Here is a 22,197-nt window from a genome sequence, read left to right as displayed (position 1 = left end):
ATCAGAATAAGAGCATAAAAACAGTCCCTTCGCTTGTGGCACTTTGTACCTGGATATTTCCCCGGTGCAGCATCATGATTTGTTTGCAAAGGCTCAGCCCAATACCGCTGCCGTGTTTTTTGGTGCTGAAGAATGGGATGAAAATCTTATCCATGATCTCGGCTGGTATACCCAATCCGTTATCAGCGACCTTGATAATGGTTTTGCCATTGCCGGATTGGTAACCGGCTAAAATGATCCTGGGCTGGTTGGTCGATTTTACCGCTTCGATCGCATTCACCACCAGGTTAATCAGTACCTGTTCTACCAGGTTGGTATCAGCCTCCAGCATCAGGTCGGGATCTTTGAGAATGATTTCCAGTTCAATCTCTTTCTGTTCCAGGGTGGGTTGCATCAACCGGTGCAGGTTTTCAAACAGATCCCGTACATATACTTTTGTAAGATTGAGGGTGGTGATCTTATTCAGGTTACGGTAGGTCTCGGCAAATTTCAGCAAGCCTTCGCTTCTGCGCTTGATGGTTTCGATACCCAACTCAAGGTCGTCTACTGCGCCGGGATGGTGTTTGAGCAAAGGCGCCGATTGCTGCAACCTGTTCTTTAGCGTGTCGGCAAGAGAGGAAATGGGCGCCACCGAGTTCATGATTTCATGTGTCATTACGCTCAGCAGTTTCTGCCAGGCTTTTGATTCTGTTTCATCCAGGGCTTCGTCTACGTTCTGGAAAGCGATCAGTTTGTATTTTTTCCCGTCGGTCTGGAAGGAAGTGGCAGACAGCAATATTTTAAACGAAGCCGCTTCGGGCTGCGCGGTGGTGATCTTTCCTTCGCCGGGTTTTAATGCAATGATGTCCTGATACAACGCCGCATCCCGCTTTTCCATCGAGTGGATGGTTTTAAGATAGGGCAGTTGCAGCATGCGTTTCAGCGATTCATTCATCCATACTACTTCACCTCCTTGCTCTTCATAAGATAAGATGCCGGTATCTACCAGTTCCAGTATCTTTTGTAAATACTGGTATTGGGTTTCCTTTTCCCTGGTGATGGTTTTAAATGTTGTATTGATCTCGTTGAACCCTTTTCTCAAAGGTTGCAGGTCAACCGGTGCATGCTTGATATCAAAATGCCGGGAAAAATCCCGGTAATGCACAGCTTCTACAAACTGTTGCAGTTCATCGTGTGTTTTTTTATGAAAACGGTACAATTCAATTGACAGGTAAATAGTAACCGGGATGGCTATCAGCAGATACGGGAACCAGCCTTTTATCAGGATGAATGCAGTGGCAAACAGCGCTGCAAAAAGCAGTACTATCCTTATGCCTATCCGCCATGCTGTATTTCCCTGTGTCATATATCGTATTTGCTTAGGCGGCGATAGAGTGCAGTGCGTGTGATTCCCAGTTCTTTTGCTGCCTTGGTGATATTGCCATGGTGCTTTTCAATAACGCGGCGAATGGTGTTTTTTTCAACGGCGCTGAGTTTCAGTTCTACGGGGACTGACGATGATTCTTCGGGTGCCGATTCGATGGGTGAAAAGATCAGGTCTTTTGCTTCCAATACGCCACCATCGGACATAATGACGGCTCTTTCAATGGTATATTGTAACTCCCGTATGTTCCCCGGAAAATGATAATGCAACAGTTTGTCCAGCGCATTATCATCCAGTTCCAGTGTTGGTTTTAAATATTTATTGCTGTACAGGTTACTGAAATGTTTAGCCAGCAGGATAATATCGTTACCTCTTTTGCGCAATGGTGGTACCATGATCTCTACGGTATTGATGCGATAGACCAGGTCTTTGCGGAAACGGTTTTCATTGGCCAGTTCCATAATAGGCAGGTTGGTAGCGCATATCAATCTGATATCAACCGGTACGGACTCATTGCTGCCCAGCCTGGTTATCTGCCGGTTTTGCAATACCGTTAACAGCTTCGCTTGCTGTTGGAGGCTGATATTACCAATTTCATCGAGAAAGAGTGTACCGCCGTTTGCTGCTTCAAACCTGCCGGCGCGATCTTCTTTCGCATCGGTAAAAGCGCCTTTTTTATGACCAAACAATTCGCTTTCGAAGAGGCTTTCTGTTAAGGCGCCTACATCCACTTTTACAAATGGTTTTTGTGCCCGAAGCGAATGCTGGTGAATGGCTTTTGCAATCAAATCCTTACCTGTACCGTTTTCACCTAATATGAGGATGTTGGCATCGGTAGGGGCAATTTTTTCCAGTTTCAGCAATATTTCCTGCATCGCGTCTGAACGGCCGATCAGTTCTGTGCCTATGATAGAGCCTGACTCGGGTACCATGCCGCTCGTAGTTTTGTTTTCTTTTCGTTTCAGTGCATCCTTGATGGTGCCGATCAATTTTTCATTGTGCCATGGTTTTATCACGAAATCTGAAGCGCCTTCTTTCAGCGATCGTACGGCGAGGTCAATATCTCCGTAAGCGGTGATCATGATCACCGCAGCATCTGAACGCAATTCCTTGATCTTCTTCAACCAGAACAATCCTTCGTTGCCGGTATGGACGGCGCTGTTGAAATTCATGTCCAGCAATATCGCGTCGAAAGACTGTTGGGCCAGGTGAAAGCGGATCTGTTCGGGGTTCTTTTCTGTAACTACTTGTCCTGCTTCCGGTTTCAGCAACAGGCGCACGGCCGTTAATACATCGGTATCGTCATCTATGACCAGTATGGAGGCTTTTTTGAACTGCATGCCCGGAGAGAATTTATAGCTGGCGTAATTAGTGCTACAATGATACCACAAATACAAAGTGATGACAAACAATTATCCATACTGTGTAGTCTCAATACAGCACTGTATCGAAACCGGACAACTACTGTATCATAAACGCACAACATGCTACCGAACTTTTCCACCAGTTGGCCCACCTCGTGGGGTTCATACACTAAGAAGTTCTTACAAGTGTATCAAAAGCGGACAGTTGTTGTATCGAATGCGCGCGGTTAATGGCTTGTAACACATCGTAATGAATTGAAAATCATAGTATAAGCACTCTGGCATGTTCTTATAGAGTAATAATGTGGCAGTTATAGTTGGGTTTGTAATATCCAGCCCTCGGCAAGCAGGGCTGGATATTCATCACTGCATCGCCAAATTAACATCAGACATAATGGACAGAGTTATTGCAAAAAAGAAATGGTCGGTTAAAAGATTACTTACGATTGGAGTAAGCGTTGGTATTGCTGCCCTGATAGGTGCCAGCTATTATTTCACCTCAGGAAAAAGCAGGCTGAATGTAGATACGGAGCGGATCATCATCTCGGAAGTCAAAAAAGGCCCTTACAAGGATGCCATTCCCGTCAACGGTGTCGTGCTGCCGTTGACCACGATTTACCTCGATGCAGTGGAAGGCGGTCGCGTGGAAGAGAAATATGTGGAAGATGGTACCGTCATGAAAAAGGGGCAACCCATTCTCCGGCTCAGCAATACCGACCTGGAGCTGAACCTTCTTTCACAACAATCCAACGTGTATAATACCCTTACACAGATGCAGATCGCACGGAACGCAGCGTTGCAGAATACGGTTACCAAACGCAACCAGTTGACCGATGCAGAAAACCTGTTGAAAGAAGCAGAACGGGTGTACCTCTTAGACAAGCGTTTGTACGAACAAAAAGTGATTGGTTTCCAGGAATTCAAAAAAGCAGAGAACGATTACAATTATAATTTACAGAAATATAGCCTTACCAGGGAGATCATGCAACAGGATTCTACAACCAATGTACAACAACTGGCACAGGCGAAACAATCTTACCAGGGTTCGCAGAATGCACTGGGATTATTTCAGAAAAAAGTGGGCGACCTCATCGTTCGTGCCCCGGTAGACGGGCAACTGACATCGCTCGATGCGGAAATAGGGCAGAATAAGAATAAAGGAGAACGCCTGGGACAAATAGATGTACTGAGCGGTTTTAAAGTAAGGGTGGATGTAGATGAGCACTATGTATCGCGCATTTATACCGGACTGAAGGGTACATTCAATTTTGCCGGTAAAGATTATACACTCACCATAAAAAAAATATTCTCTCAGATAACCAAAAGCAGTTTCCAGGTAGATATGGAATTTGAAGGAGAAGTGCCCAAAGGGATCCGTCGCGGGCAGACTTTACAGATTTTGCTGGCGCTAAGTGATGAAACACAGGCGCTGTTATTGCCGAAAGGTGGTTTTTACCAGCAAACCGGTGGCAACTGGATATTCAAGCTGAGTGCAGATGGCAGAAGAGCCTATAAAACAGATATACAGCTGGGCCGCCAGAATACAGAGTATTATGAAGTGTTATCGGGCCTGAAACCGGGCGATAAAGTGGTAACATCCAGTTATGAGAACTATGGAAACATGCAGGAACTAATATTAAAAAAAAATTAAGCAATCTGCAATATGATCAAGATCAAAAACCTCGAGAAAATCTACCGCACAGAAGAAGTGGAAACGGTAGCGCTCAACAAACTATGTATCGACGTGAAGGAGGGGGAATTTGTGGCTGTGATGGGACCATCCGGCTGTGGTAAATCCACGTTGTTGAATATACTGGGATTGCTCGATGATCCCGATGCGGGCAGTTTTGTCTTCAATGGTATTGAAGTGGCCGGCTTCAATGAACGCAAAAGGGCCGATCTCCGTAAACACAATATCGGGTTCGTGTTCCAGAGTTTCAACCTCATCGATGAACTGACTGTTTTTGAGAATGTAGAACTGCCCCTGATCTATACCGGCGTTAAAGCGGCCGACAGGAAGACAAGGGTAGAAGCGGTGCTGGATAAAATGCAGATCATGCATCGCCGCAACCACTATCCCCAACAGCTTTCCGGCGGACAACAACAAAGGGTGGCGGTAGCCAGAGCTGTGGTCAACAACCCCAAGCTGATCCTGGCGGATGAACCTACCGGTAATCTCGATTCTTCCAATGGTAATGAAGTGATGCAGTTATTGACTGAGCTGAATGAATTGGGGACCACGATCGTCATGGTTACACACTCCGAACACGATGCCCGTTACAGTCATCGCATTATCCGCATGCTCGATGGGCAAACGGTTACGGAAAACATACTGGTTTGAATCAAAGCATTTGAAAGTGAGATAGTGAATGGTTGAAGAATGACTTATCATTCATAAAAAGAGTTGTCATGATAAAGAATTATTTCAAGACTGCATGGAGGAATATTAAGAAGAATAAACTTTTTACAACGCTTAACATAGCAGGGTTAGCTATTGCTTTGTGTGTATGCATTACATTGTTTGCATGTGTCTCTTATGAATTAAGTTTTGATCGCGGGTACAAAAACGCTAAGAATATCTACCGTGTGAACATGCAAACAACGGCACAGTATCAATATGAGAAATGGGCAGAGTTGCCCAATGCAGTTGGTCCTGCCATGTTGCAAAGCATCCCACAGGTAAAGGATATGACAAGACTGATTAAACACGATTTCGGCGCTTCTGTATCCCTGAAAACAGGGGATAAAAACTTTGTTGAAAAAAAACTGTACATGGCCGACGCATCTGTCTTCAGCATGTTTGATTTCAGTTTTATTGAAGGCAATGCAAATACGGCTTTTGCACAGCGGAAATCCATCGTCCTGTCCCAATCTGCAAAAGAAAGGCTGTATGGAAAAGAAGCTGCATTTGGGAAAATCATTTATGTAAACAATAGTGATACATTACATGTTTCCGGCGTTTACAAAGATTTGCCAGAAAATAGCACGATTGATTGCGACATGGTGTATAACATCATGGATTCCTGGGCAGGCAAAAATATTTCCTGGAGCAATGCGAGTTTCGAAACATATTGCCTTTTACAGCCTGGCGCAAATATTGACCGGGTGCAACAACTGGCTGTAGCACTTATTAATAAAAATGTACCAAAAGAGCACCAATTTTATTCCGGATTTTTAATGCAGCCATTAACGGATATCCACTTGTATTCTTCAGGCTTAAGAGCAGGTTATTCTGAAAGGATTGGCAGCAGCAACACTGTAAAAGCATTGTTGTTTTTATCGTTGCTTGTATTGGTTATTGCTTGCATTAACTATATGAATCTGGCAACGGCACGTTCTCAAAAGCGAGCCAAAGGGGTAGGTGTAAATAAAGTTTTAGGCGCCAATATCAGGCAAATGCTTATACTGTTTTATATTGAAACCGCCGTCCTTTCTTTTATTGCCATTATTGTCGGTTATTTTCTTTCTTTTCTTGTGCAACCATTGTTTCATGACATTACCGGCATAGAATTAAAACCATCAGCATTATATTCAATACCTATACTACTTGGCCTGTTGCTGATATGGTTTGTAGTAACAATTGTTGCTGGCAGCTATCCTGCGTTTTCCATGTCATACATTTCCCCGCTTGTATTAATGAATAAATTGAAACAAAAGTATTCTGTTGCAGATTTTATTCGTAAATCATTGGTGGTATTTCAGTTTGCATCTTCTGTTATTTTGATTATTGGTGTAATAGTAATCCTGGAACAAATACATTATATCAGGAATAAAAATTTGGGATATAATCCCAATGGTATTGTTGCAGTTTCAATAAAATCGGCACAAAATAGACAGCAGATTTTATCTGCGAAAAATGATTTAAAAAACCTCGCAAATATTGAAAGCGTTTCGGAAGTGCAATCGATCCCGGGGGATGTTGAAAGTGGAAGAAGTGTAAGTAAGTCATCGACAGACAAGGAAGGCTACCCTGTTAAAACATGCCATTCAGACGGCTCCATTGTGCAAACAATGCAGCTGCAATTATTGGCTGGCACAACATTACCTAAAACCATAGCTGAAGGCGATACTACTTGTTATGCATTGATTAATGAAGTTGTTGCAAATTATTTGGGCTTTAAAACACCGCAGGAGGCCATAGGTAAACATATCATTACCGAAATGGCTGATAGGTCTATTGTTACCGGCGTTGTGAGGGATTTCAATTATCATTCTCTGAAAGAAGAAATAGGCGGGTATGTTTATTATGCAATGAACAAAGCACCAGAAAATTTAAGGGAATTGCTGATAAGGTATAATACACAAAACCTTCCGGCACTTGTGCAACAAATACAAGGAATATTCAGGAACGATTTGCCTAATTCGGCTTTCGATTACCGGTTTCTTGATGAGCATATTCAGAATCTGTATGCGTCAGACCAGCATGCAGCCAATACCGTAACCGTATTTTCAATGTTAGCGATTTTTGTTGCTTGCCTTGGTTTATTTGGATTAGTGGCATTTACGGCAGAGCAAAGAACAAAAGAAATTGGTATAAGGAAGGTTATTGGTGCAAGCGTATCTGGCATTGCACAATTGCTCACAAAAGACCTTCTGAAATTGGTGATCGTTTCTATACTTATTGCATCGCCTATTGCATGGTGGGCAATGAATAAATGGCTGCAAAGCTTTGCGTATAGGATAAATATGAGCTGGTGGATATTTATTGCGGCGGCGGGTACTGCGCTGTTGATTGCATTTATTACAGTTAGTTCCCAGGCAATAAAAGCTGCTCTGGCTAACCCGGTGAAGAGTTTGAGAACGGAATAATCAATAATTGAAATAAAAAGATTATGCTGAAAAACTATTTCATAACCGCGTGGCGCAATTTGATAAAAAGAAAAGCTTTTTCTTTCATCAATATTGCAGGACTTTCCATTGGAATTTCAGTCTGTTTTATCATCATGCTTTATGTGCAGGATGAACTGAATTTTGACCGGTTCAATAAAAATGCCGACCGTATAGTACGGATTGTTTTCAAAGCGGATATCAATGGAGGAAAGATTTATGAGGCAAACGTAATGCCACAAGTAGCTTCGGCAATGACAAAGGATTACCCTGAAGTTGAAGATGCTACGAGGCTTCGCGTGGCAGGCGCGCCGAAAATCAGTTATAAAGGGAGGAATTTCAGGGATGATGAACTTGTTTTTGTTGACCCTAATTTTTTCAGCATATTCACTTTACCGCTGATTGAAGGAGACGTAAAGACTGCTTTGAAAGAACCCAACACACTTGTCATTACAAAAGCAGCGGCAAAAAAATATTTCGGCAATGAAAATCCGATAGGTAAAACCCTGGTGTTTACCAGTAATAACAATGAACCTTTTAAAGTAACAGGGCTCATCGACAAAGTACCGGTCAATTCTCACTTCCAATTTGATTTGTTTGGCTCCATGACTGGATTGAACGAAGCAAAGTCGGATTCGTGGATGGGGTCTAATTTTTTTACTTATATATTATTAAAACCAGGATCCGATTATAAAAAACTGGAAGCCAAACTGCCGGGCATGGTGGAGAAATACATGGGCCCTCAAATACAACAGCAAATGGGTGTGAGCCTTGAGCAGTTTAGAAAAAAAGGCAACGGACTCGGCTTTGTATTGCAACCACTAACATCCATTCACCTGTATTCTCATTCGAATTATGAATTGACATCTCCTGGGAATGTTATGTATGTATACATCTTCTCGGCAATTGCCATTTTTATGCTGCTTATTGCATGCATCAATTTTATTAATCTTTCCACCGCAAGCGCCTCCAAACGTGCAAAAGAGGTAGGCGTGCGCAAAGTAATTGGTTCAGGACGACTTCAGCTTGTGAAACAGTTCTTGCTTGAATCTGCATTGTTGACCTTTTTTGCCTTGTTGATATCATATGGCTTAATTCAATTCCTGTTGCCGGTCTTCAATGATATATCTGGCAAAGACTTAAGTTTTGAATTTGAAATAAGAATCATTGCAGCATTTATCGGGTTGGGTGTTTTTGTAAGCATTGTTGCAGGAATGTATCCAGCCTTCTTTCTGTCGTCTTTCAAACCTGCCTCTGTTTTAAAAGGGAAATTTACTGGCGGTAATAATAGTTTTGGCTTACGCAGCAGCCTGGTTGTTTTCCAGTTTTTTATTTCTGTTGCTTTAATCGTCGGTACGATTGTAGTATGGCAACAAATGAAATATATACAACATAAAAATTTGGGTTACAACAAGGAACAATTACTCACGATCTCAAATTCCTGGGCCCTGGGTAAAAATGAGCGGATCTATAAAGAAAAGATGCTGAAAGACCCTCGTATAGTGAACGCAACCATTTCAGCGTATAAGCCGGCCGGCCCCAGCGGTAATAATAATGCTTTAGCATATCCATCGGGACGTGACAATGAAATGATGAGAACACTGGAATACCAGGTGGATGAGCAATATATTCCCACTTTGGGTATGCAGTTGGCAGCGGGCAGGAACTTTTCAAGAGATTTAGCAACAGATTCCACTGCTATGATCGTCAACGAAACTGCTGCAAAAGCATTTGGATGGGGAGTGAATGATGCTATTGGAAAAACGATTGTCAGGAAAATCGATAAGGAAGGAAAGGGGATGGATATTCCTTTTCATATAGTTGGGGTGGTGAAAGATTTCAATTTCAAGTCGCTTCATGAACCAATTACTCCCCTGTTAATGGTGCTTGGTCAGGACTGGGGGTTGATATTTAAAATAAAAACCACAGATATACCGGGGCTACTTTCCGCAATGAAGAAGGAATGGGCAAATTTCCAAACAGATGAACCTTTTACCTACGCTTTTATGGATAATCTGTATAACAAGACCTATGTGGCAGAACAAAAAACAAGTGCTATTCTCAATATTTTCTCCGCACTCACCATATTCGTATCCTGCCTGGGACTGTTTGGACTGATCACTTATACAGCAGAACAGCGTACCAAGGAGATTGGCATACGCAAAGTGCTAGGCGCTGATGTATCACAAATAACGGGAATGCTTTCAAAAGATTTTATAAAACTGGTCTGCATTGCGATTCTTATTGCATTTCCGATTTCATATTGGGCGATGAATAAATGGCTGCAAAACTTTGCGTACAGAATCAATACAAGCTGGTGGATGTTTGTTGCTTCGGGAGTTATTGCATTGCTGATTGCATTAATAACAGTAAGCTTCCAGGCGATCAAAGCAGCAACAGCCAATCCGGTAAATAGTTTGAGAATGGAGTAGGGGTTTACGTATCAGAAATTGGACACCGATAAATAAATCGTTATGTTGAAAAATTATTTTAAAACAGCGTGGAGAAACCTTCAAAGGAATAAAATTTATTCCCTTATCAATATTGCCGGGTTGAGCCTTGGGCTGGCTTCTGCTATGCTTATTATGCTGTATGTAAAAGATGATGTGAGCTTCGATAGGTTCCATAAAAATGTGTCGCATATTTATAGGGTCGTATCAAAATCCAAGCACAATGGAACTGAACAAAAAAACAGCATTACCGGTTTTTTGCAAGGGCCAAGGTTTACACAAAATGTACCGGGTATCCAGTCTTTTGTCCGCTTACAGAGCAGTGCCTTGGATATAAAAACAGGAATGGAGGTTCATTCTCAATCTTTGTTATATGTAGATTCGAATTTTTTCTCCGTCTTTACTTTGCCGTTGCTGAACGGTAATCTTAAAACCTGCTTGCTGGAGCCTCATTCTATTGTGCTTTCAGAAAATATGGCTGAAAAGCAATTCGGTACCCATAATGCGGTCGGTAAAATAGTAATGATGAAAGAAGACAGCGCGTTTGTTCCGTACAAGGTAACTGCTGTAGCAAAAACCTGTCCTCAAAATTCTACTATCAAGTTTGATGTATTGCTCCCATTCAGAGAGACTACCAAGGATGCGAAAAATGACGATAACTGGTTTAATAAATTCCTGAACACATTTGTTGTTTTGAACCCGAACGCAAATGTGCAAACAGTGGAAAACCAAATGCAAAGGTTTTATGCAAAGGATGGAAAGCCGACTTTCGATGCATTGATTAAGAAATATGGCGGTGGCCCTGATGTGCAGATGGGTACTTATTTTTTGCAACCATTCACTGATATCCACCTGAACCCCCAGCTTCCTCCGGTGAACGGATTGACAGATGGAAGCAACCCGATATTTGCTTATATACTTTCAGGCATTGCACTGTTTGTATTGTTGATTGCCTGTATCAATTTTGTGAACCTGACAGTAGCCAGGTCATTAAAACGAGCCAAAGAAATTGGTGTACGCAAAGTCGTTGGTGGCGGGAAAAAACAACTGATTGCGCAATTTCTTGGTGAGTCGTTTTTATTAACGATAGCCGCTTTTACTGCGGCAATCATACTGGTAAAATTAACCCTGCCTGTGTTTAATGATCTTTCACATAAAGCGCTTTCTTTTTCTTACCTGTTTGATACAAGATTAGTGGTAGGTTATCTTGTGCTGCTTATTGCTACGGGATTGCTGGCAGGTTTTTATCCCGCACTGGTATTATCGGGGTATAAACCGACAGAGACATTATATAGCAGGGTTCAGTTTTCGGGGAAGAACTATCTGCAAAAATCATTGGTCGTATTACAATTTGCGCTCGCGTCATTTCTCATTTTCGCCACCATTGTGATTTACAAGCAGTTTAATTTTCTTACCAAAACTGATTTGGGGTATGATGACAACAATATTGTTGTGATACACAAAAACATGATGAAACACAGTGAAGCCGCGCTATTTAAGACAGCGTTGCTTCAAAACCCCAACATTGTTGAAGTGGCTGCCAAAAATGGAGGCTATAATGGTACAACGGCTAAACTCAGGAATGATTCTTCCATCAACTTTACTTATGAAACCATTGATGAGTCTTATATTCCTGCTTTAAAAATTCCGCTGGTGGCAGGAAGGAATTTTTCAAAAGATTTTCCTGCAGATTCAATACAATCTGTTCTTGTAAACGAGGCTTTTGTAAAGAAAGCAGGTTGGAAAACTCCTATTGGTGAAACGGTTAATTTCTTTTACAATAATAATGAGATTTATCGCGTCATAGGTGTTGTAAAAGATTATCACTACCAGGGTTTAGGCCAGCAAATAGACCCGCAGTTATTTACAATGAAAAATAGCAATTTGTATGGCCTGATTAATATCAAAATAAAGCCAAACACCGCCGCAGAATGCCTCAAATTCATTCAAAAAAAGTTTGCCGAAATTTTCCCGCTCAGCCCATATTCCTATGTCTTTAAAAACGAGGAGAACCTTAGAAGCTATGAAACCGAGGCAAGATGGAAGCAGATTATGTTGTTCGGTGCCATATTGACCATTTTCATTTCGTGCATTGGATTGTTCGGACTATCGGTATTGGCGGCTGAAAAAAGGACAAAAGAAATTGGCATCCGAAAGATCTTGGGGGCATCTGTAAATAGTGTGGTAGCTACTCTTTCCAAAGATTTCCTGAAACTGGTATGCATTGCATTGCTCGTTGCTGTTCCGGCTGCATGGATGGTCGCCAACAAATGGCTTCAGAATTATCCATACAGGATCACGATCGGCTGGCAAATATTTGCTGCGGCTGGTTTCCTGGTGATTTTGATTGCACTGACAACAGTAAGCTTTCAGGCAATAAAAGCAGCGGTGGCTAACCCGGTAAAGAGTTTAAGAACGGAGTGAGAAACATTCAAAATAAAACAACATGCTCAAAAATTATTTAAAAATAGCGATAAGAAGTCTTTGGAAAAACAAAGTATTTTCTAGTATCAACATTTTTGGGTTGGCTGTTGGCTTGGCTTCCTGCTTGGTTATTATGCTTTATATTTTAGATGAAAGCAGCTATGACAAGCATCAGAAAGACGGCGACAGGGTTTTTCGCATCGCTTCTGAAAATAAAAAAGACAAAACAACATGGGCTTCTGTGGCTGCTCCGATTGCATTTGCAGTGAAAAGTAATTTTCCCGAAGTAGAACAGGCGGCAAGACTAATGACATTCTCGGACATTGCAAAAATGCTTGTCCAATATCAAAATGACAAGGAACAGAAACAGTTTTTTGAAACGAATGGGTATTATGTAGATTCAACCTTCTTCCAAATCTTTACCTACCGGTTTGTTTATGGTAATGGCGAAACTGCTTTGAGCGATCCCAATAGTTTAGTGATTTCAAAAACGATGTCTCAAAAATATTTCGGCAATGACGACCCCGTGGGCAAACCGCTCTTAATTAATACACCTTTCGGAAAATTTAATTATACGGTAAAAGCAGTTTTTGATGATAGCCGATACAAATTGCATATTCCGGCTAACTATTTCTTGTCCATGCGAAATAATGATATGTGGAATTGGGTGCAACGCCAAACTCATTTTATAGGAAATAGTTTATTTTTTACTTACATAAAATTGAAACAAGGAAGTAACCGGCAGCTATTTGAAAAGAAACTGCAATTTTTCTTTGATAAACAAACGGGTACAGAAACAAAATCGGCAGGCATTTCAGTAGGCCTTTTTCTGCAGCCGCTAAAAGATATTTACTTGCACTCTTCTTCCGGAAACGAAATTGCAGCCAACGGTAACATCACCTATCTATACATACTTGGCTCTATTGCTGCATTCCTGCTCATCATTGCTTGTAGTAATTTTATAAACCTAAGCACAGCCCGTAGTGAAAAACGTGCCAAAGAAGTAGGCGTAAGAAAAGTAATAGGTGCCAACAGAGGCTTATTAATAGCCCAATTCCTTGGTGAATCATTTATCATGTGCATCATTTCCCTGCTTATTGGATTGGTACTTGTTCAACTATTGTTGCCACTCTTTAATAATCTCACACAAAAAAATATTCATCTTTTCGAAGAACCTTCGTTATTGTTTTGGATAGTAGCGTTAACATTGGTAACAGGATTGTTTGCCGGCTTATATCCTGCTTTTTATTTGTCTGCATTCAAGCCGGCATCTGTACTGAAAGGAAAGATAACCAGGCATTTTTCAGCAACATTGTTTCGAAAAGGTTTAGTAGTATTTCAATTCACTATTTCTATCTGTTTGGTATTTGCTGCCATTGTTATTTGGCAACAAATGGATGATTTAAAAAACAGACAATTGGGTTTTAATAAAGAGCAGAAATTAATATTGCCGCTGCATGATGGGTATCTTAACAGTGAAAAAAATTACACTGCTTTAAAGAATGAATTATTAAAATATCCCGAAATAAAATCTATAACGAGTGCTTCAGCTTATCCCGGCATTACGAATTTGAATGATATGCTTTTTTACAGTGAAGGCAAAACAAGGCAGGATAATGTGGATGTGCATCTTAGCGCGGTGAACAATAATTTTATAGAAACGCTTGGTTTTCAATTATTAAGCGGCCGGGCATTTTCCAAAGAGTTTAATGATTCTGCAGGGATAATTGTAAATGAAACGGCAGTAAAACAACTTGGCTATACTATAGAGAATGCTGTTGGGAAAAAAATGCGCTATGATGTAAACGATTATCATGGTTCGTTAAGCATTATAGGCGTAGTAAGAGATTTCCATTTTGAAAGCCTGCACAACCTTATCCAGCCTTGTGGTTTCACTACCACAATATTCGGTAGCAGGTATGCTTTTCTTATTGCCTCACTCAATACTGATAACTATGCAGGTATTATAAAAGAAGTACAGGGTGCCTGGGTAAAACTTAACCCCGGCGTGCCTTTTGGCTATTCATTTTTAGACCAGGATTTTCAACGAAATTATGGAAAGGAACAGCGCACATCGGCTATCGTGTCGTACTTTACCATCATCACTATTTTAATCGCATGCCTTGGCTTATTTGGTTTGTCAACATTCTCAGCAGAGCAACGAATAAAAGAAATAGGCATACGAAAAGTGCTGGGCGCAAGCATAGCCGGTATTGCTACAATGCTTTCCAAAGATTTTGCAAAGCTTGTTTTAATTGCTTATATAATTGCCTTACCTGTTGCATGGTGGGCTATGAATAAATGGCTGCAAAGCTTTGCTTACAGAATTTCGATAAGCTGGTGGATATTTCTTTCAGCAGGAATTTCTGCGCTGCTGATAGCTTTAATCACTGTTAGCTTTCAGTCAATAAAAGCTGCGGTGGCTAACCCGGTAAAGAGTTTGAGAACAGAATAGAAGAATTTGATAAAAAAATATCATGATAAAGAACTATTTCAAAACAGCATTCAGGAGTTTGGTGAGAAACAAAAGCTACGCCATTATCAACATTGCTGGCTTAGCAGTTGGCATTGCTGTATGCATGATGATCTTTATCATTATACAATTTCAAACAAGTTTCGATAATTTTCATTCAAAGAAAGATCGCATCTATCGGGTGTTAACCGAACATCATCATGCAGATGCTGCCACTATTTCTTATGAGAAAAGCATTCCTTTCCCAATGCCGGAAGGACTGAAAACGGCTTTTCCACAACTGGAACAAGTAGCCCCGATTTATGCGAGCCACAATGATGAGTTACAGGTGCTTGATGCCAATGGAACTCCTGTAAAGAATTTTAAAGAGCAGAGCGGTGTATTTTATACAAGCCCTTCATTCTTCAACATGTTCGACTTCCCGCTGCTGGCAGGTTCGTATGCTTCATTGAAAGATCCGAACAATGTATTGCTTACAAAAGAAATCGCGGAAAACTATTTTGGCGACTGGAAAGCAGCAATAGGCAAAACCATTAAACTGACAGGAACCTATAGAATAGGTGCAGGATTGTTCCAATTTCCGCCAGCAGCGCTGAAAGTTTCAGGCATTCTCGCAACCATCCCAGCCAATACAGACTTACAGCTAAAATTGGTAGTTGCTTTTGGAACAGATTTTACAGGAGACAAGATATACGGCTTGCAAAACCCCAACTGGAACCAGACTAGCCCTGATTTTGGGTGCTATGTTTTGTTGCCACCGAATATTTCCGTTGATAATTTTAATCAACAACTCAGCGCGTTCGCACGAAAGATGGCGCCTGCTGACAATAAGAATAGCCAAATTGTTCAGTCATTAAGCGCAGTACATTATGACGCAGAAGTGGGCAATTACAGCAACAAAACGATCAGTCATGAGCTCATCAATGTATTATGGCTCATAGCAACATTTATCCTGTTGATTGCATGCGTAAACTTTATCAATCTCTCCACTGCGCAAGCGGTTAATCGCGCAAAGGAAGTAGGTGTAAGAAAAGTGCTGGGTAGCAATAAATTTCAATTGCAGATCCAGTTCATTATTGAAACGTTTTTGATAGTTACAAGTGCCGTAATACTTGCAGCAGTGATTACCATTTTTGTATTGCCCTCTATAAATCAATTGTTGGAGCTTTCACTTTCGTTCAACGTACTAAACAACCCATCAATTATTTTATTTCTGCTGACAGTAACAATGCTTGTAACCGCACTCGCCGGTTTTTATCCTTCTATTGTTTTATCACGTTTCAATCCTGTCAATGCTTTAAAGAGTAAGCTTACAGTAAATACTGCAAAGGGAATTTCATTAAGAAGAGGATTGGTGGTATTTCAATTTGTTATAGCACAGGCGCTTATCATCGGAACACTCATCATTGTAAAACAGATGGATTATTTTATGAACCGTCCGTTAGGCTTCGATAAAGACGCCATTGTAAATGTTCCTTTCCGCCCGGACAGTACCGGCAGCAAGCTGACGGATTATTTGCGGCAGCAGTTATTGTCGGTAAACGGCGTGCAGTCGGTAAGCTTTAGTTCCAACACCCCGGTTGAAGATGCTAACGATATGTGGACCTCATTCAAATTTGACCACGCAATAAAAGAGACAGATTTTCAGGCCATTGCCAAATTCGCAGACGACGGGTATGTGACGGCTTATAAATTACAACTGGTAGCCGGAAGAAATCTGCAACCCTCCAATATGACTAGAGAGTTCCTGGTGAATGAATCGCTGGTAAAAAGCCTGGGATTCAAAAAGCCAGGAGATATATTGAACAAAGAAATAAGCATGTTGAATGACCAAATAAAATGCCCCGTTGTTGGTGTATTGAAAGATTTTAATGACAGGCCTTTCCGCAATGGCCTGGCGCCACTGCTTATTACTACCAATATTACCATGTACCGCCAGGCTGCAATAAAATTGGGAACAACGAACATGGCCTCTACCATGCAATCGGTTAAAAAAATATGGGAGCAAACATTTCCCGATTATAGTTATGAATACAAGTTTCTTGATGATAAGATTGGCAGTTTTTATAAACAAGAAAACCAGTTGTCGCAATTGTATAAAGCTTTCGCAGCAATCGCTATATTCCTTAGCTGCCTCGGGCTGTACGGGCTGGCCTCATTCATGGCAGTGCAGCGGATAAAAGAAGTGGGTATTCGTAAAGTGCTTGGCGCTACTGCAGGCAGTATCGTTTATTTGTTTTCAAAGGAATTTATCATACTCATTGCAATTGCCTTTGCGATAGCTACGCCCATTGCATGGTTTTATATGCACCAATGGTTGCAGTATTATGCTTATCGCATCAGCATCAGTTGGTGGTTATTTGCTGCAGGCGGACTCGTTGCCATCATTATCGCACTTGTAACGGTAAGTTTCCAGGCAATAAAGGCGGCGCTTGCCAATCCTGTGAAGAGTTTGAGAACAGAATAAATAAAAAGCTTTAATAAATAACGGTTATGATAAGGAACTATTTTAAAACCGCCTGGCGGAACTTGCTGAGGAATAAAATTTATTCCTTCATCAATATTATAGGGCTGAGTCTCGGGCTGGCTTGTGCCATGCTCATTATGCTCTTTGTGAAGGACGAAGTAAGTTACGACCGGTTCCATAAAGATGTATCCCATATTTACCGGATTGTTTCAAAAGCGAAGCGGAATGGAGTTGTACAAAAAAGCATCCATACCGGCTATTTACAAGGCCCCAGGTTCACACAGAATGTTCCTGGGATTCAATCCTTTGTTCGTATATCAGGTGGTGCAAGAGATATCAAAAAAGGAGCAGACGTTCGTTCGCAGAATTTACTGAATGTAGATTCTGGTTTTTTCTCCATGTTTACTTTCCCACTGTTGCATGGTGATGCTAAAACCTGTCTCGTTGAGCCACGTTCCATTGTGTTCTCTGAAGATGCTGCAAAAAAGCAATTTGGTAGTACCGATGTGGTAGGTAATACGGTGATGGTAAAAGAAGACAGTGCGTTTGTTCCGTATAAAGTAACAGCCGTTGCAAGAACATGCCCACAAAATTCTTCCATAAAATTCGATGTATTGCTTCCGTTTAAAGAATCGGTTCAGGATGCCAACAATAATGAGAACTGGTATTATTTTTTCCTGAACACATTTGTGGTGCTAAATCCCAAAGCGAATATTAGTATAGTAGAAAAGCAAATGCAAAATTTTTACGAGAAGGACGCCAGGCAGATTTTTGATGAGCTCAATAAAAAATACGATAATGGTCCCGATCCTCAAATGGGAACCTATTTTTTGCAGCAGTTTACAGACATTCACATGAACCCTGAACTTCCTGCAACAAATGGGTTATCTGACGAAAGCAACCCGATGTATTCGTATATACTTTCTGGTATTGCATTATTTGTATTGCTAATTGCCTGTATCAATTTCGTAAACCTTACAGTAGCCAGGTCATTGAAACGGGCAAAAGAGATAGGGGTTAGAAAGGTAATCGGTAGCAGGAAAAAACAATTGATTGTTCAATTTCTGGGAGAATCGTTTTTCTTATGTGTAATTGCTTTCATTTCAGCGATCTTGTTAGTTGAAATATCGTTGCCTGTATTTAACCGACTTTCTAATAAAGCGCTTTCTCTTTCGTATCTCTTTGATACAAAACTGGTAACGGCTTATATTGCCTTACTTATTATAACAGGCTTGCTGGCTGGGTTTTACCCTGCCATGGTATTATCTGGCTACAAGCCGGTAGAAACACTCTATGGCCGTTTTCGGCTTGCCGGTAAAAATTACCTGCAAAAGTCATTGGTGGTATTGCAATTTACGTTTTCCGCATTTTTGATCTGTGCTACCCTTGTTATTTACCGGCAGTTTGATTTTCTTACAAAAGCTGATTTGGGATACGACGATAGTAATATCATTGAATTGCACAAAGACGGAATGAACCATAGGAAGGCGGCATTGTTCAAGGCCACATTATTACAGAACCCCAATATTGCAGCCGTAGCTGCTAAAAATGGCGGACGTTGGATTACTGATGCTAAGCTTGGCAACGATTCTTTTATGAGTTTCGAATATGAAACAATTGATGAGTCATACCTTCCTGCATTAAAAATACCGCTGGTAATGGGAAGAAATTTTTCGAAAAGCTTTCCTTTCGATTCAACGCGGTCTATTCTTGTGAATGAAGCGTTTGTAAAGAAGGCGGGATGGAAGCATCCTATTGGCGAAATAGTGAATTTCTATTACAATAACAACGAAATCTACCATGTAGTTGGTGTGGTAAAAGACTATCATTACCTGGCATTGAATCAAAAAATTGAGCCTCAGATGTTCACTATGAAAAATGATAATCAGTACGGTCAATTTAATATCAAGATAAAGCCTAATACCGCAGCTGATTGCCTCGCCTATATCCAAAAGAAATTCAAAGACTTTTTTCCGCTTAGTCCGTATGATTACACGTTCAAAAACGAAAAAAATCTCAAGGAGTACGAGTCCGAAGCAAAATGGAAACAGATCATGCTTTTCGGTGCCATATTGACCATTTTCGTTTCCTGCATTGGCTTGTTCGGTCTGTCTGTGCTGGCGGCAGAGAAACGGACAAAAGAAATCGGCATCCGTAAGATCCTGGGAGCATCTGTAAACGGTGTAGTGACCATTCTTTCTAAAGATTTCCTGAAACTGGTATGCATTGCATTGATCGTTGCTGTTCCTGCTGCATGGATGGTAGCCAACAAATGGCTTCAGAATTATCCTTACAGGATCACGATCGGCTGGCAAATATTTGCTGCGGCCTGCTTCCTGGTGGTCTTTATTGCAATGGCAACAGTGAGCTTCCAGGCAATCAAAGCAGCGGTGGCTAACCCGGTAAAGAGCTTGCGAACTGAATAAAATTATAGATATGATCAAAAATTATTTCAAAACTGCGTTCCGAAATCTTTGGAAGAACAAGACTTATGGTTTTCTGAACATTTTTGGATTGACTATAGGTGTCGTTTGTGCTGGGTTGATCTTTTTGTGGGTAGAAGATGAATTAAGCTATGATAATTTTAACGAGAAAAAAGACCAGTTATATTTTGTCCAGGAAAACCAGAAAGTCGATACCCGTACAAGCACGCTTTCGTCCACGCCCGGGCTTTTGGGTCCGGCCATGCAGGCAGAGATTCCGGGAGTTGCCAATACCTGCCGCACTTCGGAAGGAACTGCTACATTTTTGTTCAGCATCGGTGATCGCTCCATGTATGCAGGCGGAAAGTATGTAGAACCTTCTTTATTTACCATGTTCACCCTGCCGTTTGTACAAGGAAATGCGGCAACAGCTTTCAAAGAACTCCATTCCATTGTTATAACGGAGAAGACAGCCAAGAAATTTTTCGGGAATGATAAAGACGTACTGGGAAAGAGCGTAAGAGTGAATAACAAGCAAGACTTTGTAGTTACTGGTGTACTGAAAGATATACCTGATAACTCCAGTTTGCAATTTGAATGGGTGGTTCCATTTGAAATCTTTTTTAGAAACAGCGAATGGCTACATAAATGGGGTAATAATTCTTTGAGTACTTATGTGGAACTCAAACCGGGAGCTGACCCTGCTACTGTGAATAAGTTACTGTATGATTTCATTCAGAAGAGAGAGCCCACTTCCATAGCAAGACCCTTTTTATTCAGCATGAACGACTGGCGGCTGCGTGATAAATTCGATAACGGTGTGCAAACGGGTGGTGGGCGTATTGAATATGTTCGCCTGTTTTCTCTTATTGCCATCATCATTCTTTTGATCGCCTGTATTAATTTCATGAACCTTGCCACGGCCAGGAGCGAAAAACGGGCGAAAGAGGTAGGCGTAAGAAAAGTATTAGGGTCAACCAATACCAGCCTTATTTATCAGTTTCTTGGTGAAGCTTTACTGATGGCCTTTTTTGCTGGTTTGTTAGCCATTATCATGATAGCACTTGCTCTGCCTGCATTCAACCTGATGGTTCAGAAACACCTGTCACTTGGATTGGATCGTCCTTTTCATGTTTTCATGCTTTTGTCGATTATATTGGTTTGCGGGTTGTTATCGGGCAGCTATCCTTCATTCTACCTGTCTCTTTTCAATCCGGCAATGGTTCTGAAAGGATTGAAACAAAAAGCCGGCAGCGCCAACCTGATCAGGAATGGACTGGTTGTAATGCAATTCACAGTCTCCATTGTCCTGATCATTGGCACTATTGTCATTTACCAGCAGATACAGCATGTGAAAAGCCGAAACCTTGGACTGGATAAGAATAACTTATTGCAAACGGAGGTAACGGGCAATGTCGGAAGGCACTATGCTGCTATTAAACAGGAGCTCCTGGGCACGGGATTGATTGAAGATGTGGCTTTGAGCGATCATATTACACTCTATGGAGGAAACAATACCTATGGCCTTACCTGGATGGGGAAGCCCAGAGATGCAAAAGTGGTCATTTCCCAACGATATGTAAGTACCGGATTTTTCCACACATCGGGCATCAGGTTGCTGCAAGGAAGGGATATTGCCGAAACAGACAGTGCCATGGTAAACAAAACGATCCATATCGTTATCACACAATCTTTGGAAAAGCTGATGGGAGAAGGAAGCGCCCTGGATAAAAAGATATGGTATGATGGTGATGGCAGCGGTGTGGCAGCCCAGGTAGTAGGAGTGGTGAACGATTATGTTTATGGTGATATGTATGCCAAGCCCGATCCGGTCATGTTCTTTTATAGTAAACCCGAAAACACTACAGAAATGTATGTGCGGTTTAAACCACAGGCAGATATTGAGAAAACGGTGGCGACGGTTGAAAGCGTAATGAAGCAATATAACCCCGGTTACCCTTTTTCTTACCAGTTTGTGGATGAACAATTCAATCGCATATTCATGAATGAAGAGCTGATCAGTAAACTGTCGAGGGTATTCGCCGTTTTGGCTATCGTGATTTCATGTCTGGGTTTATTTGCCCTGGCATCCTATGCAACAGAACGGAGGATCAAAGAAATAGGGGTGAGAAAAGTGCTGGGAGCAACAGTAACCAATATCACCGCATTGTTGTCGAAAGATTTTCTGAAACTCATCGGCCTGTCCTGCCTGTTGGCATTCCCGCTCGCCTGGTGGATCATGAATAACTGGCTTCAGAATTACCAATATCGCGTTGCGATCAGCTGGTGGAATTTTCCCCTGGCAGGTATTCTGGTTGTATTGATTGCATTGGCTACGGTCAGCTTTCAATCGATAAAAGCAGCCATCAGCAACCCGGTAAAGAGCTTGCGAACTGAATAAAAATA

Annotated in this window: 11 protein-coding genes; 9 read left to right on the top strand and 2 right to left on the bottom strand. The window is 41.4% G+C overall.

The annotated features are described in order from the left end of the window. Nucleotide 1 precedes the first annotated feature (1 nt). Nucleotides 2-1,345, bottom strand: coding sequence for a sensor histidine kinase (locus BLU98_RS02115; protein WP_092721570.1), 1,344 nt, complete (start codon nt 1,343-1,345; stop codon nt 2-4). Continuing rightward, the gene (locus tag BLU98_RS02110) at nt 1,342-2,703 is read right to left on the bottom strand and encodes a sigma-54-dependent transcriptional regulator (RefSeq protein ID WP_092721569.1); all 1,362 of its coding nucleotides are present in this window, start codon (nt 2,701-2,703) and stop codon (nt 1,342-1,344) included. Before BLU98_RS02110 ends, BLU98_RS02115 begins: the two co-directional genes overlap by 4 nt. Before the next feature lie 418 nt (nt 2,704-3,121). Between BLU98_RS02110 and BLU98_RS02105 the strand changes: the two genes are divergently transcribed. The 9 genes from BLU98_RS02105 (at nt 3,122) to BLU98_RS02065 (ending at nt 22,192) form a co-directional block, all read left to right on the top strand. Continuing rightward, entirely contained in the window at nt 3,122-4,378 is a 1,257-nt protein-coding gene (locus tag BLU98_RS02105; RefSeq protein WP_092721568.1) for an efflux RND transporter periplasmic adaptor subunit, read from the top strand. Nucleotides 4,379-4,390: 12 nt separating this feature from the next. Then, nucleotides 4,391-5,068, top strand: a complete 678-nt coding sequence (locus tag BLU98_RS02100) for an ABC transporter ATP-binding protein (protein WP_092721567.1) — start codon at nt 4,391-4,393, stop codon at nt 5,066-5,068. Nucleotides 5,069-5,136: 68 nt separating this feature from the next. Then, on the top strand, nt 5,137-7,536 hold the full coding sequence (locus tag BLU98_RS02095) for an ABC transporter permease (protein ID WP_092721566.1): 2,400 nt from the start codon (nt 5,137-5,139) through the stop codon (nt 7,534-7,536). A 59-nt stretch (nt 7,537-7,595) separates the two neighbouring features. Continuing rightward, a complete protein-coding gene (locus tag BLU98_RS02090; RefSeq protein ID WP_257574647.1) occupies nt 7,596-9,986 on the top strand; it encodes an ABC transporter permease in 2,391 nt (796 codons plus the stop codon). Nucleotides 9,987-10,028: 42 nt separating this feature from the next. Continuing rightward, the gene (locus BLU98_RS02085; protein ID WP_092721564.1) at nt 10,029-12,428 is read left to right on the top strand and encodes an ABC transporter permease; all 2,400 of its coding nucleotides are present in this window, start codon (nt 10,029-10,031) and stop codon (nt 12,426-12,428) included. A 22-nt stretch (nt 12,429-12,450) separates the two neighbouring features. Then, nucleotides 12,451-14,883 carry an ABC transporter permease gene (locus BLU98_RS02080; protein WP_092721563.1) on the top strand — a complete coding sequence of 811 codons (2,433 nt, stop codon included), beginning with the start codon at nt 12,451-12,453 and terminating at the stop codon, nt 14,881-14,883. A 22-nt stretch (nt 14,884-14,905) separates the two neighbouring features. Continuing rightward, nucleotides 14,906-17,368: an ABC transporter permease gene (locus tag BLU98_RS02075; protein WP_092721562.1), complete on the top strand. Its 2,463-nt coding sequence runs from the start codon at nt 14,906-14,908 to the stop codon at nt 17,366-17,368. A gap of 26 nt (nt 17,369-17,394) precedes the next feature. Next, nucleotides 17,395-19,794, top strand: coding sequence for an ABC transporter permease (locus BLU98_RS02070; RefSeq protein WP_092721561.1), 2,400 nt, complete (start codon nt 17,395-17,397; stop codon nt 19,792-19,794). Nucleotides 19,795-19,804: 10 nt separating this feature from the next. Next, nucleotides 19,805-22,192: an ABC transporter permease gene (locus BLU98_RS02065; protein WP_092721560.1), complete on the top strand. Its 2,388-nt coding sequence runs from the start codon at nt 19,805-19,807 to the stop codon at nt 22,190-22,192. Nucleotides 22,193-22,197: the final 5 nt, after the last annotated feature.

It is taken from the genome of Hydrobacter penzbergensis (genome assembly GCF_900106985.1).
GTDB lineage: Bacteria > Bacteroidota > Bacteroidia > Chitinophagales > Chitinophagaceae > Sediminibacterium > Sediminibacterium magnilacihabitans.
The sequence above is the reverse complement of the archived record's forward strand: the minus strand, read 5'-3'. Positions and strand labels throughout refer to the sequence as shown.

Bases quoted from the DNA above. Each gene is read 5' to 3' on its own strand.
- BLU98_RS02075 (WP_092721562.1), top strand. From the start codon at position 14,906: ATGATAAAGAACTATTTCAAAACAGCATTCAGGAGTTTGGTGAGAAAC.
- BLU98_RS02085 (WP_092721564.1), top strand. From the start codon at position 10,029: ATGTTGAAAAATTATTTTAAAACAGCGTGGAGAAACCTTCAAAGGAAT.
- BLU98_RS02105 (WP_092721568.1), top strand. From the start codon at position 3,122: ATGGACAGAGTTATTGCAAAAAAGAAATGGTCGGTTAAAAGATTACTT.
- BLU98_RS02115 (WP_092721570.1), bottom strand. From the start codon at position 1,345: ATGACACAGGGAAATACAGCATGGCGGATAGGCATAAGGATAGTACTG.
- BLU98_RS02100 (WP_092721567.1), top strand. From the start codon at position 4,391: ATGATCAAGATCAAAAACCTCGAGAAAATCTACCGCACAGAAGAAGTG.
- BLU98_RS02110 (WP_092721569.1), bottom strand. From the start codon at position 2,703: ATGCAGTTCAAAAAAGCCTCCATACTGGTCATAGATGACGATACCGAT.
- BLU98_RS02065 (WP_092721560.1), top strand. From the start codon at position 19,805: ATGATCAAAAATTATTTCAAAACTGCGTTCCGAAATCTTTGGAAGAAC.
- BLU98_RS02080 (WP_092721563.1), top strand. From the start codon at position 12,451: ATGCTCAAAAATTATTTAAAAATAGCGATAAGAAGTCTTTGGAAAAAC.
- BLU98_RS02095 (WP_092721566.1), top strand. From the start codon at position 5,137: ATGATAAAGAATTATTTCAAGACTGCATGGAGGAATATTAAGAAGAAT.
- BLU98_RS02070 (WP_092721561.1), top strand. From the start codon at position 17,395: ATGATAAGGAACTATTTTAAAACCGCCTGGCGGAACTTGCTGAGGAAT.